Below are 23,028 nucleotides of genomic sequence, written 5' to 3'. Positions count from 1 at the left end.
TATAAATTCGCACATATAAATAAAGGAGCGATTTTGTTGACTGAACTCGAGAAAAAAGAACCTGTATCCATTGTGAAAGATAATAATGTAGAAGTAGTGGTTGATACAGTTATAAAAGATGAAGAACTTGATGAATTAAATAAAGAAGCCGATCTTTATGTACAAAAGTTAAATAGCGAGCAAAATACAGATTTATCGAAAGTATTGTCGCAGCTAGGAGATTTGGGGGATAAAGAACAACAAGCAGCAGGACAAACGTTATCAGCTTTAAAACGCCCTGTAACAGCGATGATGAATGGAAAGAATGAAGAAATTCCAAATACATTGTTAGAATTACGCAAAGTAGTATCAGAGCTTGATCCGAATTCATTAAAAGCAAGTGGTATGAAGAAAATTATGTTTAAAGTCTTTAAGAAAAATCCACTTGAAACATATGTGCATAAATACCAATCTATAGATAAACAAATCGAGGAAATTATTAGATCCCTTCTAATTGGCCGTGATAACTTACAAGAGGATACAGTTGGTCTTGAAATGTTAAAAGAACAATCGCACGATAAAATTCATGCGCTTGATAAACAAGTATACTTAGGGAAAAAGCTTGCTGGCATGCTTGAAGCTGAGAAACAAAACCCAGATCGTCAAAGGGATATTCCGTTAATTAACGATGCATTAGAAAAGATACTTGTACGTACACGTAATATGCAGCAAGCGAAAAGTGTATTATTACAATCTATAGCTTCTGTAGACATCATTAAGAAAAATAATGAAAAATTAACAGAGGCAATACGTAATGCAATTACGATGACGCAAAACGTTGTAACAGTTTCAGCTGCTATTCAGCTTGCATTAACGAATCAACGTAAAACAATTGATGCGGTAAATGCAACGAATGAAGCAATTGAATCGATGGTATTAAGTAATTCTCAAGCGTTAAAACAAAATACAGAAGAAACGACGAAATTGCTTGAAAACCCTGCTATTAGCATGGATAAATTACGTGAATCATTCCAAAATGTGTTCGCTGCAATTGAAGCATCTGAAAAATCGTCAGAACGTATTATTGAGTCAAGTAAGAAGTTCGTTATTGAACTAGACACATTTAATGATGAGATGAAGCAGAAACTCATTCAGCGTCCAAGGAAATAACGGATTATTAGAGGAGGTGAACAAATGAGTTTCATTCAAACAGTACTATTACTACTCGGTACATTGCTTTTAATAGCATTTACTGTCGTTGTTTTAGTCGTATATTTCGGGCGGAAACTGTATTTTTCATGGACGAAGCCATATAAAAGAGCGCAAGATTCTTTAGATAAGTTATCAAACAAATCAATACCGTTTCTACAAGAATTTACACAACATCCACTGTTTTATCGCTGGATTCGCACCGAAGGGAAGAAAGAACAAAATACATTAAATACTCTATTTTGTGCATCAGGTCAACGTACGAGAGAGCAAGTCTTCTCGATGTTACCGAAAGAAAAGCAGAAAAAAGTGCATGTAATGGCAAAAACTACGAAAAAGCTTACGAATGAAGATATTGATGTGGCTGCGATGAAAGTGAAAGATTTCTTAAGACAAGAAGCGCAGCAAACTGTAAAACCGACAGACTTATCATTTTACAAATTGTATTTTTATGACCGTTATCCAGACGCATTAAATACAATTCAAGCGTATAAACGCTCAATAAATCCTTCATTACAAAGAACGGTTGATGATATTACAATTTCGGTATTAAATGCACTTCCGTACTATCAAGAGCAACGCATGTTTGAACAACAACATAAACTTGAAACATTCTTAATGAAAGATTTAACGGCCATGTTATCGTTGGTAGTACAATTACCACCTTCACAAAGACCAGAGAAGGAAGAAGAACTGAAGATCTACTTGGAAAATTTCAAAAAAGAAATGGAAGTAGTAGAGCGAGATATTCGCGACTCGATTGATCACGATTTAAATGTGAAGATGAGGGCAGCGACTGAGAAGTTTAAGAATAAATAGAAGAGATCGCCTAAAAAGTTGAATGTTTCAGCTTTTAGGCGTTTTTTTTTGTAAATTGAGAGAGTGCAATCTTTTGTGAAATTATATATACAAACGTTAATAAATGGTAAAATATAGAGTGCTTTTTTATACTTTGTGTAAACAATTATTATAAAAGGGGTATGATATTGTGCTATTTGAGTTAGTTATACTATTTGTAATTCTATTTATATTTCTTGGCTATCCTATTAGTAAAGCTTGGGATAGTTTCCAATCGAAGGAGGAGAATTCCTCAAGTATACTAAAGTTCGAGCCACAGGAAATATTATCACTGGGTTTGAGTTATTTTATCTTTGGTTTAGGTATTATGTGGAATGCAAATGATGTAAGAGCAGGAATACCATTACATAAATTTGAAAAGAACGGAATGATGTCTGATCAATATGCTTCTTTAGCCCATGACCACATTACGATAGTAGTTCTCTTAGTTATTTTAGGTGGAGTTTCGTATTGGAAATTAACAACAGGCTTAATAAAACTTTCACCAATATTTTATATTTTTTATAGTACTTTAATGATAGTAAACATTGTATATACATTCATCTATATTACCCATACAGGCTTTGCCTTTTATACGGAACTCGGAGGATTGAGATACATTCCAGTCTTTTGTATTCAAGTTGGAATGCTTGCCTTTAGTCTATTATTCTTAGCTAAATTAAGAAATACATTAGATTATTTCATACAATCTCAGAATGAGAAAGATTATACGCAGAGCAACAGAATTATATTATTGCTGTATCGTATTTCTTTTGGATATCAAAAAATGGCTACAGTCTGGATGATAAGTTTATTTCCTGTCTTGTTAATTGTTCAATTTATTTTAATACTGTTTGGCCAAAAACCAGATAGTTTTATAAGAGTGTTTATGGAAACAAGTAGTTTTAATTATTCTAAGATTCCTGCCCCAAGTCCTCAAATTGTCTCCGGGGATGGGCATTATTTATGTACAGTTTCTGTGAAAGGCCATAAAAACATCGTTAAGCCATTACGAGCAGGAATTAGGCATGGGGAAAGAATTACAGTTAATCGACAGTTATTAATTGCGAACGCTTTTGAAAATGTAATTGAGGAGCGGGTACCAAAATGTCATAAAGTGATTCGTAATTTTTATGATAAATACGGTTATCCGATTAGTAAACATATTAATACGAAATGGTCGGCTGATTTTGTTTATATTTTAATGAAGCCACTAGAATGGTTCTTCTTATTTGTACTTTACACAGTAGATAAAAACCCTGAGAATAGAATTCATATTCAATATAGTGAACTACGAAAATAAAAGTAAGAGCCCGCATTCAAAAAAATGGGGGCTCTTACTTTTATTTTGCTTGAATAGTAGATTTACTAGAAGCCACACTTTCATTATGCAATCGATCAACTGCAGTTACGACATAGGTATACGTTTCTCCGGAAATAGCGGTTTTATCTACATAAATTTCTCCAAGTTTTGTTTTTCTTACAGTAGTAAGTAAATTTTTGGGATTTTGTATATCCACTTCATTTTTCCCATTCACGCGGTAAATAGCGTAATAAGCAGAATCATTATCTCTATTGTCAATGATACCGATTGCAATACCTTCATCTCTTGGAATGGCGCCTTTTAAAGTCGGTTGTTTTGGTGGATCATGATCAAGCCAAGGCATAGGCGGGATTAATGCAGGATGTTTATATATGTTTTTTGAAAGTCTATCTTTAACTCCGAGTGGATTGTTATTAATATCTTTTAAGCTAAAATGCATACTACCTTTTATATCAGGATATAGCCGGTTTAATGCAATTTGTTTTGGATATTCTTCTGGATCAGACCAAGCAGGGACGGAGTTATTATTAATTTTATAGGCCGCTTGACCGATGTATAGGTGAAGCGGTTTGTTATTTGTTTCTTTAACCCACCAATCTACTAATATGTCATATGCAGCTGGGGTGAAACCTATATTCCAATATATTTGCGGTGTAATGTAGTCAATATATCCTTTTTGTATCCACTCACGTGTGTCAGCATAAAGGTCATCATAGTTTCTTTGGCCTGCGGTTGTGTTAGAGCCAGTGGGATCGTCAGCTATATTTCGCCATACGCCGAACGGACTAATGCCAAACTTTACATATGATTTTTCTTGTTTTATAGCAGTATTTAAATCTTTTACAAGTTCATTTACATTATTACGTCGCCAATCTTCTATATTTGTAAATCTACCATTATTATATGTTTCGTATGTTTTCTGATCTGGAAATTCTTCACCGGCTACTTTATATGGGTAAAAATAATCATCCATATGCAGCGCATCAATATCGTAATTTTGTACGATTTCTAAAGCGCCTTCTGTTATAAATTTTTTCACTTCCGGAATACCGGGATTGTAATATAACTTTCCGCCATAAGGGACAACCCAATCGGGATGTTGCCTTGCAGGGTGATTATTTGATAATCGATTTATATCGGTGTGATTCATCGTTATTCGGTATGGGTTAATCCAAGCGTGGAATTCTATATTTCTTTTATGAGTTTCTTCAATCATAAATGCGAGCGGGTCATAACCAGGATCTTTTCCTTGTGTTCCTGTAATGTATTCAGACCAAGGACCGTAATTTGAAGGATAGAGAGCATCAGCGGTTGGTTTAATTTGTACAACAACTGCATTCATACCAGTGCTTTTTACATCGTCTAATAATCTTATAAATTCTTGCTTCTGTTTTTCAATAGGTAAGCCAGTTTTTGAGGGCCAATCAATATTCAGAACTGATGCGATCCATACAGCACGTAATTCATGTTTTTTGTACGTAGTATTTACTTCAGCATAAGTAAAGTGAGGGGGAATGAAAGAGAAAGGGATGAACAAGATAACGATACAACATATCATTAATAAACGTTTAACGATCATTTATACGCCTCCCTATCATATGATTATTTAAAATAATATATGAGGCGAGGTTGACTTTGCAATAGAGAAAATTGCATATTGAAACATTAATTTAATAGGAAAAATATTTTTAATGAAATTTACTTTCATTATAACTAAATTCATTTACTACTTCATATGCTTGTTAGTAAAGTGAAACTTCCTTTCATTTGAAGGGTAATAAATTATAAGTATAGGAGGATTAATAAATGAAAGTTTTGTTCGTCTGTTCTGGAGGAATGTCCAGTGCAATTGTTGTAAACGCTTTAAAAAAAGAAGCGGAGAAAAATGGTGTGAACATGGAAGTGCATGCAATTGGAACGAATGAGGTAGAGGAAGAAGTAAAGAATGGCTGGGATGTCGTAATGGTGGCACCTCAAATAAGACACCGATTTGACTCTGTAAAAAAATTTGCAGAGGAGGAATCTATTCCGTGTGGCATCATACCGCCGCAAGCATACACACCGCTTGGTGGCCCGACTTTATTAAAAACTGTAAATGAATTAATAAGTTAGGGGGAAACGTTATGAATAAGTTTGTCACGTTTCTTGATAAAAACTTATCTGGACCGATGGCAAGGCTTTCTGAGCAGAGACATTTACAAGCAATCCGTGATGGAGTTATTTCGGCGTTACCATTTATTATAGTAGGAAGCTTCTTTTTAATAGTAGCATTTCCACCACTGCCGAAAGATAGTTTCATATCAGTTTGGGCATTAAAGAATCAAACAAGTATATTGATACCATATCGTTTAACCATGTTTATTATGTCTTTATATATCGCATTTGGAATAGGATATAATTTAGCGAAAAGTTATAAATTAGATGCTTTATCAGGAGCACAGCTCGCGGTATGTTCACTACTTTTAACATTAACGCCTGAGTTAATTGATAAAAAAGGATTCATGCTTCCGATGACAAATCTCGGAGGTCATGGATTATTTGTGACGATGATTGTTTCTATTTTATCCGTAGAGATTTTAAGATTTTGTAAGAAGAAAAATGTAATGATTAAAATGCCAGAACAAGTACCGCCATCTGTATCGCGTTCATTTGAAGCACTTATACCTGCAGCATTCGTTATTATTATAATGAGTCTAGTAACTGTCGTTTTTAGCATTGATTTACACCATGTTGTTGATAAATTAGCAGCACCATTAGTAAAAGCTGGGGATAGTTACTTCGGTGTAATGATTCCAGTGTTTTTAATTACGTTTTTTTGGTCATTCGGAATCCATGGTGTGTCGGTTGTTGGAACTGTTGCTCGGCCATTATGGGAAGTATACCTAGGGAAAAATGGTGAAGCAGTTGCTAGTGGAGCAGATCAGTTGCCATTTATTTCACCAGAGCCGTTATATCAATGGTTTATATGGATTGGCGGTTCTGGTGCGACGTTAGGGCTTGTATTAGCTATGATTGTATTTGGTCGATCGAAATATTCGAAAGCATTGTCAAGAACTTGTATTGTTCCGGGTATTTTTAATATTAATGAACCAGTCATATTCGGATTACCGATTGTACTAAATCCAATTTTAATTATCCCATTTATCATTACACCACTTGTAACAGCAACTGTTGCATATTCAGCAACTGCGATGGGATTTGTAACACCAACGCATATTATGCCGCCATGGACACTACCTGCTCCAATTGGTGCATATTTAGCAACAGGAGGAGATTGGCGTGCGATTGTATTAGTTTTTATAAATATAGCAATATCGTTCCTTATTTATTTACCATTCTTTAAAATGTACGACAAAAATATGCTTGAAATTGAAAAAAATGGTGACGGGGAATCTGTTAATCCTTAATCTGCACGCTGTTATTTTGAGTGATAGACTTTTTGTCTATCACTTCTTTCACATTAAAACTAGAAAGGGGGAAATAGAATGAATATAAAATTTAGTTATAAAGGCGTATTTTTATTATTATTTGGAGTGATTTGTGCAAATTTACTTTTTGTCCCTTTATTAGGCATGCTAAATCTATCACAAATGCATAGTATCTGGCTTGTTACAAGTATTGCGGCAAGCGTTTTGCTTACGGTAGTTGTTTCTTTCATTGATGGATCGTTTGCATCGAAAGCTCAGTTGTTTTTTAGATTTATATTGTTTTCGATTTGTTGTACGTTCGTTACTTACATGATTGTTTTTTAGTAAATAGGAGGTCATGCACGTTATGTATATTGCAGGGGTAATGTCTGGTACTTCATTAGATGGAATAGATGTAGCGCTCGTTCATATAGAAGGAAGTGGTGTAGATTCTAAAATCCAACTCATCCATTTTACTACTGTTCCATTTTGTAATGATATGAAAAATGAGATCCAACAAGCGTTATCAATTGAAACTTCGAATGTCCAAATTATATGTAGTTTAAATTTTAAACTTGGTTTATGCTTCGCCAATGCTGTAAAGGAAGTTTGTAAAGAGGCCAATTTTCCTTTGAGACAATTAGATTTAATAGGCTCTCACGGACAAACGATTTATCATCAGCCAAAGCAAGAAGGGAATATTATTTCTTCAACATTGCAAATTGGGGAACCAGCAGTAATAGCATATGAAACGAACACGACGGTTATCTCGAATTTCCGAACGATGGACATGGCGGCAGGGGGACAAGGTGCACCACTTGTACCATATTCAGAAATTATTTTATATCGGCATCAAACTAAAAATAGACTACTACAAAATATTGGTGGGATTGGTAATGTTACAGTGGTTCCAAGTAGACGAAGTAAAGAGAGTGTTATTGCTTTCGATACTGGACCAGGCAACATGGTAATCGATGAAGTATGTCAAAGATTATTTCATGTACCATATGATCAAAATGGTTGGATTGCAAAGCAGGGGGTAGTTGTAGATGAAATTTTAACATACTGTATGAACCATCCATTTTTGAACATGAAACCACCAAAATCAACAGGTAGAGAACAGTTTGGAGAAGCTTTTGTGACTGAATTATTGAATCGATTTAAAAAGCATAGTAAAGAAAATATATTGGCAACTGTCACGATGTTTACAGCATGTTCAATTGTTCATCATTATAAGGCGTTTATTTTGCCGTATTATGAAATTGATGAGGTGATTTTAGGTGGTGGTGGAAGTTATAATAATACACTTGTTGAAATGTTACGGAATGGATTAAGAGAAGAGAAATGTAGCATATGTATACAAGAAGATATTGGTCATTCTTCAGCAGCGAAAGAAGCAATTGCATTTGCTATTTTAGCAAACGAAACGTATCATCGTAATCCGAGTAATGTGCCGAGCGCAACAGGTGCTAAGAATTCCATAATTTTAGGGAATATAACATTCCCTCCATACGCAAATGAAAATGAGGCGAACATATGAAGTATATGATTGGAGTAGATGGCGGGGGAACGAAGACCGAGGCAATTGCATTTGATAAAGACGGAAATGAACTTGTAAGAGCTACCAGTGGTTTTGGAAACATATTAATAGATTTTGAAGAAGCTCTTGTGCATATTATGGAAGCAATTAATCAATGCCAGAAGAGTTTAATAAATGGGCATTGTGTTTGTGTTTGTTTAGGATTAGCTGGTATAAGCGGAGCGAATACAAATGAATTAACATTACGTTTAAAAAAGAAATACGGAACAAAAATTGAAATTTTTAATGATGCAATGATCGCACATGCAGCTGCTTTAAAAGGTAAGGATGGAATATTAACTATAGGTGGTACAGGTGCAATTTGTATAGGAAAAAAAGGAGAAGTATATCAGTATAGCGGTGGATGGGGACATATTTTAGGAGATGAGGGGAGCGGATATTGGATTGCATTACAAGCTTTAAAGAAAATGGCAATTCAGTTCGATCAAGGAATCAGTCTTTGTCCATTGAGTTTGAATATTCAAAGCCAGTTTCAACTTTTGACACCGTCTCATATAAAAAGCTTAGTATATACTTCTTCTAAAGATAAAATTGCAGCAATCGCCCCATTAGTTATTCAGGAAGCGAGAGATGGCAATGATGATGCGCATGAAATTATGATGCAAGCTGGAAAGGAATTAGCAAGGATTACAGTAAATGTTTATAACAAGTTGAACTTTAAGCACTCAACGCCAATTGCAGTAAGTGGCAGTATATTGCGTTTAGTTCCTGAAATATTTGCTGTATTTAAGAAATGGTGTGAAGAAAGTATGAAAGAAATTACATTCGTATCACAAGCAGAAATGGCAGTGAAAGGAACATATTATTTAATGAGGGATATATATTTTTAAAAATAGGTATGAGAATTTTTGTATGATTTGTAAAAATATGATGTTAAAATGTATAAAGGGATGTATGTTAAAAACGTACAATATACGTAGTAATTGAATATTGTATATGTATTCCCATGTAGAAAGTGAATGATTACATGATTAATAGTATGCAGTTTTTATATTTGGTGGCTTCTTATTTAATTGGAAACATATTGACCGCTTATATAGTAACAAAATTGAGACATAACGTTGATATTAGGGATGAAGGAAGCGGAAATCCTGGCGCAAGAAATATGGGGCGCGTATATGGAAAAGGGTATTTCATCGCTACATTTTTAGGTGATGCAATTAAAGGGGCAATCGTTGTTGCTGTAGCAAAATACCTTTTTGAAGATCCTACATTCGTAATGTTAACATTATTGGCCGTTATTATTGGACATATTTATCCAGTTTTATTTAAAGGCAAGGGCGGTAAAGGTATTTCAACATTTATAGGAGGACTAATCGCATTTGATTATTTGATAGCGCTTACCCTCTTAGGCATTTTTATTGTATTTTATTTAATATTTAAAGGGTTTACGAAGCCAGGACTAATTACGATTGCTTGTTTACCAATTTGTATGATTCTTTATTCTTATTCTATTGTTACCACTATATTAAGTGGAATAATTATTGTACTCATTCTATATGTAAATCGAGAATAAAATGAATGTTTAATAAGTGGGGATAATCTCCACTTATCATTTTTTATTAAATAGATAAAGGAGATAAGGCATGGGGTTAATTTATAAAGTTGCTGATCAAGATTGGGAATTTGAAAGTATACATAAATTGAATTATAAAACTTTTGTAGAAGAGATACCACAACATGAAGAAACGAAAGAACGGTTTCGTATAGATCGGTTTCATATAGAAAATACATATTTAATTTGTTTAGATGAGGATAGATTAGTAGGTATGGTCGCAGTGCGGGGAAAACGACCATTCTCGTTAGATTATAAAATTTCAAATTTAGATATTTATTTGCAAGAGCATGGAGAAAAAGTGTATGAAATTCGTTTACTTTCAGTAGAACGTGAATATAGAAATGGAAGAGCGTTGTTAGGATTAATTCGTTTTCTACATCGTTATTTGCTTCTAAATGGATATGAATTAGCACTCATTTCTGCAACAACACGTGAACTAGCTTTATATGAGCAAATGGGATTCAAATCTTTCCATACGTTAGTTGGTACAGAAGAAGCAGCCTTCCAGCCAATGTATGTTACCCCTGCTATGTTTGAAGAGTCGAGTGTTGGGGGGATTATGACGAAAGAATATACGTTTTTACCTGGTCCAGTAGATATTGAAGAGAACGTTCGAAAGGCATTTTCTACGCGACCTATTTCCCATCGCTCTAAGTCATTTCAAGTGATGATGGACAATGTGAAAAAACGGTTACTTCACATGACAAAAGCAAAACATGTACAGCTTATGTTAGGAACAGGGACGTTAGCAAATGATGCGATTGCTTTACAGTTACGTTCTTTAAAAGGGAAAGGACTAGTATTAACAAATGGGGAATTTGGTAATAGATTAGTTGGACATGCAAAACGAGCACGGTTACATTTTGATACGTATAAAAAGGAAATGGGAGATCCATTTATTTATACCGAATTAGAAGAAATTATGACAACTGGAAATTATGAATGGATTTGGTTTGTTCATCATGAAACATCTACTGGAATGTTAAACGATTTAAACGAGCTAAATACTCTTTGTAACGAGAATCAAATGAAACTGTGTGTAGATTGCATAAGCTCAATTGGAGCAATACCATTAGACTTGAAGGATGTGTATTTTGCAAGTGGTGTTAGCGGTAAAGCGATTAAATCATATACAGGAATTTCTTTCGTTTTTCATAACCACATTGTAAAAATAAACGAGGCTGTGCCGGCCTATATGGACATTGGCATGTATGAAGAAAATGAAAGTATTCCATACTCACAATCATGGAATTTAATTTATGCATTGCAAGAAGCGTTGAAGAGATTTGAAGATGAAAAGGCATTTGTAAAAATTAAAGAGACATATGATTATGTTGAAGAAGTTATTACTGATATGGGTTTAAAGCTTGTTTCACCTAAAGAACATGCCGCGCCAATTATACTTACTATTGTATTGAGCGAAGATTATTCTTCTAAAGTAGTAGGCGATACATTAGCATTACAAGGATACATCGTTCATTATGAGTCATCTTATTTACAAAAGAATAATTGGATCCAAATTGCATGTTTAAATCATTATAAAGAACGCGATATGAAGAGGATGTTAAATTGTTTGCAAATGTGTTTATTTCAGAGTGGGGTACATATATAAAGACTTTTTCTTTTCGTATAAAGGAGCTACGACTTACGAAAACTTAGGAATAGAACATTGGAAGAGGTGTCAGTATGATAACTAGAAAACTACCATTACATATAGACGATATTAAAAAAGCTCACAAAATTCTAGATAGAAATGCTCGTAAAACGCCATTAGTAAAATCTTTTTACTTGACTAGTAAAACGGGTGGAGAAATTCATTTGAAATTAGAAAATATGCAATTAACGGGTTCTTTTAAATTTCGTGGCGCATTTAATAAAATGTCGCGGCTCACGGATCAAGAAAAAGAAAGAGGTGTAATTGCATGTTCAGCAGGTAATCATGCACAAGGAGTTGCATTATCTGCTCATTTACTCGGTATTAAGAGTAAAATTGTTATGCCAATTTCTGCACCTCAGGCAAAAGTTGAAGCAACAAAAGGATATGGATCTGAAGTGATTTTACATGGTGAAACCTTTGATGATGCAAAGGTAAAATGTGAAGAAATTATAAGGGAAACAGGTGAAACATACTTACATCCATATGATGATGTAGAGGTAATGGCTGGTCAAGGTACAATTGGATTAGACATTCTTGATGATATGTGGGATGTAGATACTGTCATTGTACCAATAGGTGGAGGCGGAATTATTTCTGGTATTTCTGTAGCATTGAAATCTTTTAATCCATCCATTAATATAATTGGTGTCCAAGCAGATAATGTTCATGGAATGAAGGCATCTTACGATAAAGGAGCAATCGTAGAACACTATGAGGCGCCTACTATTGCAGATGGTTGCGCAGTTAAAATACCAGGTGAATTAACATTTGAAATTGTAAAAGAATTAGTAGATGATATTGTAACTGTATCAGAAAAAGAGCTGGAAGTAGCGATGAAAGATTTATTACAACGTGGGAAAGCTGTTGTAGAAGGTGCAGGTGCATTAGCAACTGCTGCACTTCTTGCAGGAAAAGTTGATAGTTATATAAAAGGGAAAAAAGTAGTGGCTGTTATATCTGGTGGGAACGTGGACTTACAGCGCATATCAAGTGTATGTGAGCACTTTTTTGTCGCTAATGAAGTGAAATAGTTTTATGAAAGAAGAGCTAAGAGAAATGATCTTAGCTCTTACTTTTTGTCTACCGTTTACTGTAAGTAGAAATAGACTTGCAAAATTTGCTGTTTAAAAATTATTTTATTTAAGCGCCTATTTTTACACATATCTTTAATGTTATAATAATTATTTCAATATTGTCGAAACGTAAGCAGAAATTTAATATAATAGTTTTAATGTGCTAATGAGCGGTGAGGAGGGCAGGGCATGAATAAAGAAGAACAGGTCATGAACGGTTTCAGGGAATTATATAATAAGCTGGTTTGGCTTAATAAAGATAAGATGGAAGAGGGTCTTAAAGGTTTTAAGTCTTCTGAAGTCCACTGCATTGAATATATTGAAAACAATGCAGATTCTAACGTGACACAACTCGCAGAGGCTTTTTATGTGACTCGCGGTGCTATAAGTAGAATGACTAAGAAGCTCATACAAAAAGGCCTTGTTGAAAGCTACCAAAAGTCAGAAAATAAGAAAGAAATTTATTTTAGGCTTACCGAACAAGGGAAAGAAATTTATAAAATCCATGAAAATCTGCACAAAGAGTTTCAAGAGCGAGATAAAGCTGTATTTGAACAAGTAACTGAAGAAGAATTCAACAGTATAATTAGCTTTGTGGAAAAGTATAGTAGACATTTGGATGCAGAAATAAAGAAACAAGGTATACATATTAAATCGTAATATATTTTAATAATAAAGTGAAACTTTAATCAGTGGGGGGTCTTCATCTCCACTGATTATCAGCCCTCACCAATCGGGCTTTTACGGGCAGCCTTACTCTAATGAGAATAGGCTGCTTTTTTATTATTTTATTTTTGTTGACTAATCAACAAAAAAGAGTTATTATTTTGTTGACAAAGCAACAAAATTTTTAGGAGAGAAGTTAAATGTCTATATTTAGATCGAAAAATGAAAGGGGAACTGAAAAAAGCATAGATAAACATGGTTTACTATTCGGACTTATTTCTGTATTTCTTTGTGGTATAGGTTTCAGTATCATCATGCCTGTAGTCCCATTCTTAGTACAGCCATATACAAGTAATCCGGAAGAACAAGCATTGGTTGTTACACTACTAACTTCCGTATATGCGGCCTGCGTGTTTTTAGCTGCACCAGTACTCGGAGCTTTAAGCGATAAGTATGGCCGTCGTCCATTACTTTTAATATGCTTATTTGGTTCTGCAATTGGGTACTTAGTTTTGGGAATAGGAGGAGCTTTATGGGTACTATTTGCTGGACGCATAATAGAAGGAATAACAGGCGGGAGCATAAGTACTATCTTCGCATATTTTGCAGACATCATTCCAAAAGAACAGAGAACGAAATATTTTGGATGGGTGAGTGCAGTTGTAGGTGCGGGAACTATCATTGGCCCAACCATTGGGGGGATACTTGCCAAGTTTGGTGATACTGTACCTATATATTTTGGTGCAATCATAACGTTAATAAATGTTGTATATGGGATCAAATATATGCCTGAGAGCCTTGAAAAAAATAATAGGTTGAAAGAGATTACTTTTGTAAGGTTAAATCCTTTTGTACAGCTAGCAAACATACTTTCCATGAAAAATTTAAAGTGGTTACTTGTCTCAGCGTTTTTACTTTGGATACCTAACGGATCTTTACAAGCAATTTTCACGCAATTTACAATGGATACTTTCAGTTGGAAACCTGCATTAATCGGACTTATGTTTTCAATTTTGGGCTTTCAAGACATTGTTTCACAAAGTTTTATCATGCCAAAGCTTTTGATCAAGCTTAGTGATAAACAAATAGCAATTCTTGGGATGGTTTCGGAGATTATAGGATACAGTTTTATTGCGGCATCAGCTTTGTTTTCACTCTATCCACTACTTATCGTTGGGATGCTGATGTATGGTTTTGGGGATTCAATTTTCGGACCTTCATTCAACGGGATGCTTTCAAAGTCTGTCAGTTCTAGTGAACAAGGAAGGATTCAAGGTGGAAGCCAATCTATTCAAGCTTTAGCAAGAATGATTGGTCCTATTCTTGGAGGACAAATCTATGTATCACTTGGTCATGCCGCACCTGCTTTTATGGGTATGATTCTTATAGTAGCGGCAATAGCAGTTTTATATAAGGGAACGCATGAAACTGTATAAAAGATAGATATAAGAATAAATAAAAGGGAGTCAGAACTTAGGAACAAGTGCTGATTCCCTATTTGTTTACGGTTTGAGAGCTAAGAGAAAAGCTTTTGTTTAGGAATTTATTCTGCTATGCTCTCATGGTGAAGGGTAATATTCAGTGAGGTGGAACTATCATTAATTACAGTTAGCTTTATTTGAAAGTAAAAAGGTAGGTAAATGACTAGATAGTTTCATTATGCTTGTGCTGAAGTAAATAATGACTCCATCTTTATTTTGCTCTTTTCTCGAATTTCAGCATCTGCGTGTCTCATCACGTATTTATGCGCTACAGCGATTGCTAAAACATCATCTAATAAGCCGATCCCAATAATAGCAGCTATATCTGGAATGAAATCGATTGCTAATACGTAATAAGATAAAGCGGCTAATATTATGAATTTCGCTTTAGTAGGTAATTCTTTCTTTTTCATTGTGTAGAATAAAATAATACTTTCATATACGCTGGATTTACCGAGGTTTACAGAGCTTTTTTTGAACTTTTTCCAAAGTGTCTGTTTCTCCATATAAACACTCCTTTTACAAAAACATAGATTTTTTAAAAGGATGGACAAAGAAGTGAGAGATTAATCAATTTTATTGTTTTTCTTAATTATATATTTCCATAAAAATAGGGGAATACCTGTTCAAAATAATATAATGTGGATTATGCAACGATTCACAGTGTTCCGCTAAATAGTATATATATTGTAAGATGTATGTGGATCATTTAGTTATTATTATGCATTTTATAAGCGGTATGGGGGAAGAAAAATGAAAATAATAGAACTACCAATTGAATTCGAATTTAACGGGCAAAAACAATGTGTTTATCCAAGTTTAATTATAGTACATAATGAATTAACGTTAGTCGATACAGGATATCCAAGTTTTTTACCTTTAATTGCAAATGCAATATTAAAACATGGATATGAGATGAAAAACTTAAAAAATATAATTATTACTCATTATGATGATGACCATATAGGGGCTTTATATGATTTCAAAGTGAAATATCCTCACATTAATGTTATTGCTAGTGAAATTGAATCTAACTATATTAGTGGTGATATAAAATCAGAGAGGTTAGTTCAAGCTGAAGAAATGTTAGAACGTATGCCAAATGAAGAAAAAGAATTTGGTAAATGGTTTATACAACAGTTAAAAAATATAAAACATATTTCCGTCGATGAAAAAGTGCATGATGGTCAAATGATTTTGAATAATGAATGTCAAATAGTAGCGACGCCAGGACATACTTCGGGGCATATTTCATTATATTTTCCGAATTTAGACTGTGTAATTACGGGAGATGCGGCTGTTCAAGAGAATCGTGAGTTAGTAATAGCTAATCCGAATTTTTGTTTGGATATAGAAAAAGCGAAACAGTCTTTAAATAGGATTAAAAGTTTTAAAGCAGCACAGTATTATTGCTATCATGGAGGAAAGCTTACTGTATAAATTAATGAAAACCGGTCTTTCCTAAATCGAAAAGATCGGTTTTTTAGTTCATATATTTTGCGATTTCAACCAAATCAGTAACATTATATTTCGGTAAAATTGAAATATATATGTAAAGAAGAATATATATAATTTGAGCAAGGGTATAGGGGGGAGAAAATGGGTTCGTTATTTGATGTAATAGCAGATATCATTTTATTTTATCCTCGAAATGACATGAAATTGAAACACCATATCGCAAAATTAAGTGAATTAGAGTGGTTTCGAAATCTAAATGAAGATCCGAAGTATACAAGTTTAATTTGGAGTAATAGAAAAATTAAAAAGTATATTTTGTCTTCTACTAACATGGAAACATTAATAAAATCCGAGAAAAAGCAAAAAGAATTTGTTCATCTAGTACACGATGAATATAAAAAAAGAAGATAAGAATTTTTTTATTTTTCATATTTGGCGAAACAAATGGTACAATGAAAGCTAATGTGAAAAATAAGGAAAAGAAGTGGTCTATTTGAAAAACTTTTTAGAATTAGGAATTAGTGAAACTTTTAATCATACATTACGTGAAAATGGAATTACAGAAGCAACACCAATTCAAGAGAAGGCAATTCCAGTTATTCTGTCAGGTAAAGATATTATTGGGCAGGCGAAAACAGGAACGGGTAAAACGTTAGCATTCGTGTTACCGATTTTAGAAAAAATCGATCCAGAATCTAGTGATGTTCAGGCCTTAATTGTTGCACCAACAAGGGAACTAGCTCTGCAAATTACAACTGAAATTAAAAAAATGCTTGTTCAAAGAGAAGATATTAATGTACTAGCGATTTATGGTGGGCAAGATGTAGCACAACAATTGAGAAAATTAAAAGGTAATACACATATTGTTGTTGCAACACCAGGACGATTATTAGATCATATACGACGTGAAACAATTGATTTAAGTAATCTTTCAACGATTGTACTAGATGAAGCGGATCAAATGCTTTATTTTGGTTTCTTATATGATATTGAAGATATTTTAGATGAGACACCAGGTAGTAAACAAACGATGTTATTCTCAGCAACGATGCCAAAAGATATTAAAAAATTGGCGAAGCGTTATATGGATGAACCGCAAATGATTCAAGTACAAAGTGAAGAAGTAACGGTTGATACAATTGAGCAGCGTGTCATTGAGACGACAGACCGTGCAAAGCCAGATGCACTTCGTTTTGTTATGGATCGTGATCAGCCATTTTTAGCTGTTATTTTCTGTCGTACAAAGGTTAGAGCAAGTAAGCTTTATGATAATTTAAAAGGACTAGGTTATAATTGTGCTGAACTTCATGGTGATATACCTCAAGCGAAACGTGAAAGAGTTATGAAGAGTTTCCGCGAAGCTAAAATTCAGTACTTAATCGCAACGGATGTAGCAGCTCGTGGACTTGATGTAGATGGTGTAACGCACGTATTTAACTATGATATCCCTGAAGATGTAGAAAGTTACATTCATCGCATTGGCCGAACAGGACGTGCAGGTGGATCAGGTCTTGCAATTACGTTCGTTGCAGCGAAAGATGAAAAACATTTAGAAGAAATTGAAAAAACGCTTGGTGCACCAATACAAAGAGAAATAATCGAACAACCGAAGATAAAACGTGTAGATGAAAATGGAAAACCGGTACCAAAGCCGGCTCCGAAGAAATCAGGTCAAAATCGTCAAAGAGATAGCCGCGAAGGTTCAAGAAGTGATTCGAGAAATAGCTCGAGAAGTGATTCAAGAAATAGTTCGAGAAATGAAAATAACCGATCATTTAATAAGCCAAGTAATAAAAAAGGTAGTACAAAGCAAGGTCAGCAAAGACGTGGTCGTTAAATAGTTATAATTGTAAAAGAGTCCCGAAATATTGTGGCTCTTTTTTTGTTTGTATACAACAAGGATGATGGCAAGAAAAAATTTCATTCACCGTATTTGAAATTTATAAAGGGAATTTTATAGTTCAAAACCAGTAGAGAAAGGGTATTACTATCATTCAGCAGAACACTTTGGTTAAAAGAAAAGGTATTGAAGCGAGCGAGTATTTTCATTATACATTCCGCAATTATCGAAATAGAACAAGAGAAGTTTATGAAGGATTAAACTCGTATTGGTGTACGATCGTTGGAAACTGGAAAACTAATTTGTTAGTTTTTATCGATGAGGAACTCGAGAAGCACCACTGCCATCCTTATGGGGAAATTGCTTACGACGACGATGAAGGTAATGTAATGATAATATGCGAAATAAGAAAAAAGGACTAGCAGTCGTACCTGCCGTCCTTTAATAGGAGAAAAAGTAATCTTGTTTAGAACTACGCATAAACAGAAAATCTGCTTGTAATTAGTTTTACCCTAAATATACGTGTCTATACAAAAAAGGGATAAGTAAAAAATACTTATCCCCGGAAGGGAAATCCCAAGTACCAAAATGGCTCGTATTGGTCTGCAGGTTCAAAAGTAGTATATGTAAAACGAAAAATCTCATACAAAAAGCAGACAACGATTTTGGTTGTCTGCCAGTGAGTTCAATGAGTTAGCTAATTGTGATAATTTGCATCCCCATTGCGAGAAGAGTGAAGCTGCTAGTTCAAACAGCTTGTTGGTATTATTTTCGATTTCTTAAAAAATATACATCAAAAGAAAGAGGTATTAGCCATGGACACGGCAGCTTGAAAGTAGTATGTATTTTTATTTGAAAAATATTCAAGGGGTGAAGAAACATGGAATGTTTAATAAAGGTGTTTGTTTTATTAATCAGTTAATTAATAAAACAAAATAGTTATTTGGGAGAAAGGGAAAATGAATATGAGATGAATTGAAGCTGTTGAAAAATTACTTGAAGTGATGAAAGAATGCTTTTGGAACGGAACATCTTTAAAGGGTGAAGCTAATGATTTTAATATTGTATCTTGGCTGATTGAAGAAGCGACGCGTAAAACAAAATAAAAATTTCATTTTGTAGCAAAGGGGAATAGATATGTGTACTTATTGGGGAAAAGTAGATAAAGAGTTCTTTAAGAGGCAAGAACCGGAACAAAATAAAAGAGCAGCTAGCAAAAGCTAACTGCTCAATACAAGGAGATACAGAGAAGACTACTTTAAATGAATGTTGGCATACAGCCCACATTCAGTATTGACCGAATATTTATTTTAAATTCAATTTATTTAAAGTAAACATCCCAACAGATAAAATGGTTGCGCCTGCTACAGAACCTAGCCAGTCTCTCCAGCCTAATGTATTTAAAGATACATATGTTAAATCCGTAATTAAGAAGATAGCAAACATTAATACACCAAATGCTAAGCATCCCCAAAATGTTTGCAAATATTTAATCATCTTCTTTCGGAACTTGCTCATATAAATCACCCTTATTAATAATTTATATTTTTATAAATAAATTATTATATATAAAAAAATAAAAGTACGAAATATGCAATATTACATATTGGAACTCAACAAAATACTCCATTGATAAGTACATAGATCAAGCGGAGGGCATCGTTCTTTTCCTAAAATGAAAGGTGACGATAAAAAACATGAGATACGTTTTAAACAAATTGAGCGTACGTTAAAAAATAAAAATTTATAAAGGAAATAGAAAGTAGGATGTTGTATATACAATAATAGGAAACTTTTTGCAAACTAAACATATAATTTTAATAGACCGACAGTCGGTCAGGTGGGAAGGAGAACTTGAATGCGAATTGTAAAGGAGTATGAGGAGCGTAGAAAGGAAATTTTAGAAACAGCTGAGCGTTTGTTTCTTACGAAAGGTTATACGAAAACAACCGTAAATGACATTTTAAAAGAAATAGGTATAGCAAAGGGGACGTTTTATCATTATTTTAAGTCGAAAGAGGAAGTAATGGATGAAATCATTATGAGGATTATTAAAGAGGATGTCACTAAGGCGAAAAGGATTGTCTCCAATCCCGATATCCCCGTTTTAGATAAGTTATTTAAAATTTTAATGGAACAATCACCAAAATCAGGAGATGTAAAAGAAAAAATGATTGAACAATTCCATCAACCGAATAATGCAGAAATGCATCAGAAAAGTTTAGTGCAATCCATTATACATTTATCTCCTATATTAACGGAAGTTTTAGAGCAAGGAATAGAAGAAGGCATATTTTCTACTCCATACCCAAAAGAAACAATTGAATTATTACTCTCTTCAGCACAAGTCATATTTGATGATGGTTTATTCCAGTGGAAACCGGAAGAAATGATAAACAGAGCTAAAGCTTATATCAAAATGATGGAAGCATCTGTCGGAGCGAAAGAGGGATCTTTTGATTATATGATGGAAGTTTTAATTAAACAGAAATAGTGATTTTCTGTTTGAGTATTATCGACCGGCAGTCGGTCTAACTAAATGAAGGATGTGATGAGGATGCCAGCAAGTATTCAATCTTCCTTGAAAGATTTTCACTTAATGGTAAGTGGTCAAATTATTACTATTTTAGGTTCAACACTATTACGTTTTGCACTGTCTTTATATGTGCTAGATATAACAGGACGTGCCGATATATTTGCAGGGTTATATGCCATAACGAGTATCCCGTTTTTGTTAGCTCCTCTTGGCGGAGCGATAGCAGATCGTTTCAACCGCCGTAATGTAATGGTCATTTTGGATTTTATAAACGCTGCTATTGTATTAAGCTTTATAGTTTTGTTATTAACTGAATCGGTATCTATTTTATTGATTGGAACAATTATGTTTTTACTAGCAGTCGTTAGTGCAATGTACGCATCAGTTGTTATGGCAAGTATTCCGCAATTAGTTCCAGAGAAAAAGTTAGAACAAGCAAACGGTATCATAAATGGTGTGCAAGCATTATCTAATATAGTTGCACCTGTACTAGGAGGAATATTATATGGCATAATTGGTTTGAAAATGCTCGTCATAATAAGTTGTCTTGCTTTCTTTTTATCTGCAATTTTAGAAATGTTTATTACAATACCTTTTATAAAAAGAGCGCAAGAAAGCCATATCATACCGACAATTATAAAAGATATGAAAGAAGGTTTTCTTTATGTTTTAAAGCAACCTTTTATTTTGAAGGCTATGTTACTTGCAGCTTTACTAAACTTAATTTTGACACCGTTATTTGTTGTTGGAGGACCTATTATATTACGAGTAACTATGCAGAGTAGCGATACGATGTATGGAATTGGAATGGGATTAATTGATTTTGCAACCATATTAGGGGCATTGTCAATCGGTTTCTTTGCTAAAAAGTTACAGATGAAAACATTATATAATTGGATGCTTATCATAGCTTTATTAGTTATACCAGTGGCACTATCAGTTACACCGTTTACTCTTAATTTAGGATACTATCCACCATTTATCCTCTTTATACTTTCTTCTCTTCTAATCGCAATGATTATGACAATTGTATCCATCTATGTGATTACTGTAGTCCAAAAGAAAACACCAAATGAAAATCTAGGAAAAGTAATGGCAATTATAACAGCGGTATCTCAATGTATGGCACCAATTGGGCAAGTCGTATATGGTTTTATGTTTGAAGGATTCAGTACGAAAATTTATTTACCTATATTAGCTATAAGTTTCATAATGATAATAATAGCGGTGGTGACGAAGAAAATATTAAGAAATGAAGGGAACTAGCTTCATATGCTTAGAGTATTAGCGAAACCCAATCCTAATCAATTCTTTATCATTTATTTCAATTACGAATCTATATTCTTTGTCTAATATCCAGTAATAAAAACTGACTGCATCAACGTCAACTAATGATTGGAATACTTTATCAAGATTTGTACTTACTACAGGGATTTCATAGTTATCCCATATTATAAAAATCTGTTCGTCAAAATCTAGTTGGTTTGCTCTAATAAGGGAAATTAGTTGTTCTTTGTTCGAAGCTATGAATTGGTTATCTATCTGTTCCCAATCTATTCTTCCCGAGACAGTTATAGGAAATGAATTCATTAAAATAATAGCAATCTGCTGGCTTTTTTCTTGGGAGAAAATGAGAGTTTCGTTTCCTAGGGATTCAAGGCATTCACTAAACAAAGGGTTTGTGTCATTGTTGTTTTTGGTTTTCAGTGCTCTTAACTTTTGTCGCAATTTCCATTGTCTTGACGATCTATCATCCATTTTTAACATTCCTTATACAATTATTTAATAATGAGTATAGCATATAAGGGAAGTCTTTATGAAAAGGAACTTTTTAAATATAAATTAAATAAAAGCGTTATTTGAAAAAAAGCCTTTTAAGGAAAGATAAGAGGCCATCAAAAAATATAACAACATGAAAATTTTATATTATGTATATACAATTTAAAGAGTTAGTGGAAATAATAAAATGTATAAAATTCTTATAAAAAAGCCCTAGGATTAGGGGATCTAGGGCTTCCTCTGTTGGTATATCTCACACGACATTATAAAAAGAAAAGAACTTAATGAAGGTAACACATGAATGTTTCGTAAATGTATCAAAAAAGTGAACAAAAGCGTTATTTTATTAGAAAAGTATGATTGTATGAAATAACATGTATGAAAGAAGAGGCGTTAGCAAAAATATCCCTTAACGAAATCGGCTTTATTTTTCAGCAAAGTAACCTTCTTAAGTGACTCATGTTGTATAGGTAGCAGAGAAAACAGAAAGAGTTCTTTTTATGGAGGACGGAGAAGTTGTTAGTGAAATACAACTAGGCAAGTTTAGGAATGATGATTTAAAAGCGCGAGAAGAGAAATTGTTAAAATGGTTAGCTGTACTCGGATTTTAAAGACAAAAACTCC

At 33.7% G+C, this 23,028-nt stretch carries 22 protein-coding genes and 1 pseudogene; 19 read left to right on the top strand and 4 right to left on the bottom strand.

The genetic code is table 11. The annotated features are described in order from the left end of the window. The first annotated feature begins 36 nt into the window (after positions 1-36). The 3 genes from MR136_RS24210 (at position 37) to MR136_RS24200 (ending at position 3,328) form a co-directional block, all read left to right on the top strand. Positions 37-1,149, top strand: coding sequence for a toxic anion resistance protein (locus MR136_RS24210; protein ID WP_061457196.1), 1,113 nt, complete (start codon positions 37-39; stop codon positions 1,147-1,149). A gap of 24 nt (positions 1,150-1,173) precedes the next feature. Beyond that, positions 1,174-2,007, top strand: a complete 834-nt coding sequence (locus MR136_RS24205) for a DUF3974 domain-containing protein (protein ID WP_078421174.1) — start codon at positions 1,174-1,176, stop codon at positions 2,005-2,007. A gap of 169 nt (positions 2,008-2,176) precedes the next feature. After that, on the top strand, positions 2,177-3,328 hold the full coding sequence (locus MR136_RS24200; protein WP_000895912.1) for a DUF6688 domain-containing protein: 1,152 nt from the start codon (positions 2,177-2,179) through the stop codon (positions 3,326-3,328). 40 nt (positions 3,329-3,368) lie between these two features. On the opposite strand, the gene MR136_RS24195 is transcribed toward MR136_RS24200, so the two are convergent. Then, complete coding sequence (locus MR136_RS24195; RefSeq protein ID WP_078421173.1) at positions 3,369-4,928, bottom strand: glycoside hydrolase family 10-like protein; 1,560 nt, start codon at positions 4,926-4,928, stop codon at positions 3,369-3,371. 227 nt (positions 4,929-5,155) lie between these two features. Here MR136_RS24195 and MR136_RS24190 point away from each other — a divergent pair, with 227 nt between their 5' ends. From MR136_RS24190 to MR136_RS24145, 10 genes are all read left to right on the top strand, one after another. Next, the gene (locus tag MR136_RS24190; RefSeq protein WP_000865907.1) at positions 5,156-5,461 is read left to right on the top strand and encodes a PTS sugar transporter subunit IIB; all 306 of its coding nucleotides are present in this window, start codon (positions 5,156-5,158) and stop codon (positions 5,459-5,461) included. Positions 5,462-5,472: 11 nt separating this feature from the next. Next, positions 5,473-6,756 (top strand): PTS sugar transporter subunit IIC, encoded by a 1,284-nt coding sequence (locus tag MR136_RS24185; protein WP_001032280.1) that lies wholly within the window; start codon positions 5,473-5,475, stop codon positions 6,754-6,756. Positions 6,757-6,834: 78 nt separating this feature from the next. After that, positions 6,835-7,101 (top strand): hypothetical protein, encoded by a 267-nt coding sequence (locus MR136_RS24180; protein ID WP_001021962.1) that lies wholly within the window; start codon positions 6,835-6,837, stop codon positions 7,099-7,101. A 22-nt stretch (positions 7,102-7,123) separates the two neighbouring features. Beyond that, positions 7,124-8,296 carry an anhydro-N-acetylmuramic acid kinase AnmK gene (gene anmK, locus MR136_RS24175; protein WP_017674048.1) on the top strand — a complete coding sequence of 391 codons (1,173 nt, stop codon included), beginning with the start codon at positions 7,124-7,126 and terminating at the stop codon, positions 8,294-8,296. Beyond that, positions 8,293-9,186, top strand: a complete 894-nt coding sequence (locus MR136_RS24170) for a BadF/BadG/BcrA/BcrD ATPase family protein (protein ID WP_000876590.1) — start codon at positions 8,293-8,295, stop codon at positions 9,184-9,186. Before anmK ends, MR136_RS24170 begins: the two co-directional genes overlap by 4 nt. Before the next feature lie 137 nt (positions 9,187-9,323). Next, the gene (gene plsY / locus MR136_RS24165; RefSeq protein ID WP_000610870.1) at positions 9,324-9,872 is read left to right on the top strand and encodes a glycerol-3-phosphate 1-O-acyltransferase PlsY; all 549 of its coding nucleotides are present in this window, start codon (positions 9,324-9,326) and stop codon (positions 9,870-9,872) included. Between the two features lie 70 nt (positions 9,873-9,942). Further along, positions 9,943-11,526, top strand: a complete 1,584-nt coding sequence (locus MR136_RS24160; protein ID WP_017674047.1) for an aminotransferase class V-fold PLP-dependent enzyme — start codon at positions 9,943-9,945, stop codon at positions 11,524-11,526. Positions 11,527-11,600: 74 nt separating this feature from the next. Next, positions 11,601-12,602: a bifunctional threonine ammonia-lyase/L-serine ammonia-lyase TdcB gene (gene tdcB, locus MR136_RS24155; protein WP_000632959.1), complete on the top strand. Its 1,002-nt coding sequence runs from the start codon at positions 11,601-11,603 to the stop codon at positions 12,600-12,602. Between the two features lie 231 nt (positions 12,603-12,833). Continuing rightward, positions 12,834-13,304 (top strand): MarR family transcriptional regulator, encoded by a 471-nt coding sequence (locus MR136_RS24150; RefSeq protein ID WP_001030904.1) that lies wholly within the window; start codon positions 12,834-12,836, stop codon positions 13,302-13,304. A 206-nt stretch (positions 13,305-13,510) separates the two neighbouring features. Further along, on the top strand, positions 13,511-14,746 hold the full coding sequence (locus MR136_RS24145) for an MFS transporter (protein WP_017674045.1): 1,236 nt from the start codon (positions 13,511-13,513) through the stop codon (positions 14,744-14,746). Positions 14,747-14,967: 221 nt separating this feature from the next. On the opposite strand, the gene MR136_RS24140 is transcribed toward MR136_RS24145, so the two are convergent. Further along, positions 14,968-15,297 (bottom strand): YkvA family protein, encoded by a 330-nt coding sequence (locus MR136_RS24140; protein WP_000415082.1) that lies wholly within the window; start codon positions 15,295-15,297, stop codon positions 14,968-14,970. Between the two features lie 247 nt (positions 15,298-15,544). Between MR136_RS24140 and MR136_RS24135 the strand changes: the two genes are divergently transcribed. From MR136_RS24135 to MR136_RS24125, 3 genes are all read left to right on the top strand, one after another. Then, complete coding sequence (locus MR136_RS24135; RefSeq protein WP_000691168.1) at positions 15,545-16,231, top strand: MBL fold metallo-hydrolase; 687 nt, start codon at positions 15,545-15,547, stop codon at positions 16,229-16,231. A 159-nt stretch (positions 16,232-16,390) separates the two neighbouring features. Then, complete coding sequence (locus MR136_RS24130; protein WP_017674043.1) at positions 16,391-16,660, top strand: hypothetical protein; 270 nt, start codon at positions 16,391-16,393, stop codon at positions 16,658-16,660. A 73-nt stretch (positions 16,661-16,733) separates the two neighbouring features. Further along, positions 16,734-18,086 carry a DEAD/DEAH box helicase gene (locus MR136_RS24125; protein ID WP_242259654.1) on the top strand — a complete coding sequence of 451 codons (1,353 nt, stop codon included), beginning with the start codon at positions 16,734-16,736 and terminating at the stop codon, positions 18,084-18,086. Between the two features lie 1,308 nt (positions 18,087-19,394). On the opposite strand, the gene MR136_RS24120 is transcribed toward MR136_RS24125, so the two are convergent. Next, positions 19,395-19,607: a hypothetical protein gene (locus MR136_RS24120; protein ID WP_000033160.1), complete on the bottom strand. Its 213-nt coding sequence runs from the start codon at positions 19,605-19,607 to the stop codon at positions 19,395-19,397. Positions 19,608-19,947: 340 nt separating this feature from the next. On the opposite strand from MR136_RS24120, the gene MR136_RS24115 reads away from it, so the two are divergent. Then, positions 19,948-20,583 carry a TetR/AcrR family transcriptional regulator gene (locus MR136_RS24115; protein WP_242259653.1) on the top strand — a complete coding sequence of 212 codons (636 nt, stop codon included), beginning with the start codon at positions 19,948-19,950 and terminating at the stop codon, positions 20,581-20,583. Positions 20,584-20,646: 63 nt separating this feature from the next. Beyond that, positions 20,647-21,891, top strand: a complete 1,245-nt coding sequence (locus MR136_RS24110; RefSeq protein ID WP_017674039.1) for an MFS transporter — start codon at positions 20,647-20,649, stop codon at positions 21,889-21,891. Positions 21,892-21,909: 18 nt separating this feature from the next. On the opposite strand, the gene MR136_RS24105 is transcribed toward MR136_RS24110, so the two are convergent. After that, positions 21,910-22,383 (bottom strand): CDI toxin immunity protein, encoded by a 474-nt coding sequence (locus tag MR136_RS24105; protein WP_000342724.1) that lies wholly within the window; start codon positions 22,381-22,383, stop codon positions 21,910-21,912. A gap of 491 nt (positions 22,384-22,874) precedes the next feature. Between MR136_RS24105 and MR136_RS28690 the strand changes: the two are divergent. Further along, positions 22,875-23,015 (top strand): annotated as a pseudogene (locus tag MR136_RS28690) (ABC transporter ATP-binding protein); the annotation flags it as partial. Positions 23,016-23,028 lie beyond the last annotated feature (13 nt).

The sequence above is a fragment of the Bacillus cereus group sp. BfR-BA-01311 genome (genome assembly GCF_022664295.1).
Taxonomy (GTDB): domain Bacteria; phylum Bacillota; class Bacilli; order Bacillales; family Bacillaceae_G; genus Bacillus_A; species Bacillus_A cereus.
This window is presented reverse-complemented; position numbering and strand designations above follow the sequence as displayed.

Bases quoted from the DNA above. Each gene is read 5' to 3' on its own strand.
- MR136_RS24185 (WP_001032280.1), top strand. From the start codon at position 5,473: ATGAATAAGTTTGTCACGTTTCTTGATAAAAACTTATCTGGACCGATG.
- tdcB (WP_000632959.1), top strand. From the start codon at position 11,601: ATGATAACTAGAAAACTACCATTACATATAGACGATATTAAAAAAGCT.
- MR136_RS24115 (WP_242259653.1), top strand. From the start codon at position 19,948: ATGCGAATTGTAAAGGAGTATGAGGAGCGTAGAAAGGAAATTTTAGAA.
- MR136_RS24160 (WP_017674047.1), top strand. From the start codon at position 9,943: ATGGGGTTAATTTATAAAGTTGCTGATCAAGATTGGGAATTTGAAAGT.
- MR136_RS24195 (WP_078421173.1), bottom strand. From the start codon at position 4,928: ATGATCGTTAAACGTTTATTAATGATATGTTGTATCGTTATCTTGTTC.
- MR136_RS24170 (WP_000876590.1), top strand. From the start codon at position 8,293: ATGAAGTATATGATTGGAGTAGATGGCGGGGGAACGAAGACCGAGGCA.
- MR136_RS24140 (WP_000415082.1), bottom strand. From the start codon at position 15,297: ATGGAGAAACAGACACTTTGGAAAAAGTTCAAAAAAAGCTCTGTAAAC.
- MR136_RS24120 (WP_000033160.1), bottom strand. From the start codon at position 19,607: ATGAGCAAGTTCCGAAAGAAGATGATTAAATATTTGCAAACATTTTGG.
- MR136_RS24190 (WP_000865907.1), top strand. From the start codon at position 5,156: ATGAAAGTTTTGTTCGTCTGTTCTGGAGGAATGTCCAGTGCAATTGTT.
- MR136_RS24150 (WP_001030904.1), top strand. From the start codon at position 12,834: ATGAATAAAGAAGAACAGGTCATGAACGGTTTCAGGGAATTATATAAT.
- MR136_RS24205 (WP_078421174.1), top strand. From the start codon at position 1,174: ATGAGTTTCATTCAAACAGTACTATTACTACTCGGTACATTGCTTTTA.
- MR136_RS24135 (WP_000691168.1), top strand. From the start codon at position 15,545: ATGAAAATAATAGAACTACCAATTGAATTCGAATTTAACGGGCAAAAA.
- plsY (WP_000610870.1), top strand. From the start codon at position 9,324: ATGATTAATAGTATGCAGTTTTTATATTTGGTGGCTTCTTATTTAATT.
- MR136_RS24130 (WP_017674043.1), top strand. From the start codon at position 16,391: ATGGGTTCGTTATTTGATGTAATAGCAGATATCATTTTATTTTATCCT.
- MR136_RS24180 (WP_001021962.1), top strand. From the start codon at position 6,835: ATGAATATAAAATTTAGTTATAAAGGCGTATTTTTATTATTATTTGGA.
- MR136_RS24145 (WP_017674045.1), top strand. From the start codon at position 13,511: ATGTCTATATTTAGATCGAAAAATGAAAGGGGAACTGAAAAAAGCATA.
- anmK (WP_017674048.1), top strand. From the start codon at position 7,124: ATGTATATTGCAGGGGTAATGTCTGGTACTTCATTAGATGGAATAGAT.
- MR136_RS24110 (WP_017674039.1), top strand. From the start codon at position 20,647: ATGCCAGCAAGTATTCAATCTTCCTTGAAAGATTTTCACTTAATGGTA.
- MR136_RS24105 (WP_000342724.1), bottom strand. From the start codon at position 22,383: ATGGATGATAGATCGTCAAGACAATGGAAATTGCGACAAAAGTTAAGA.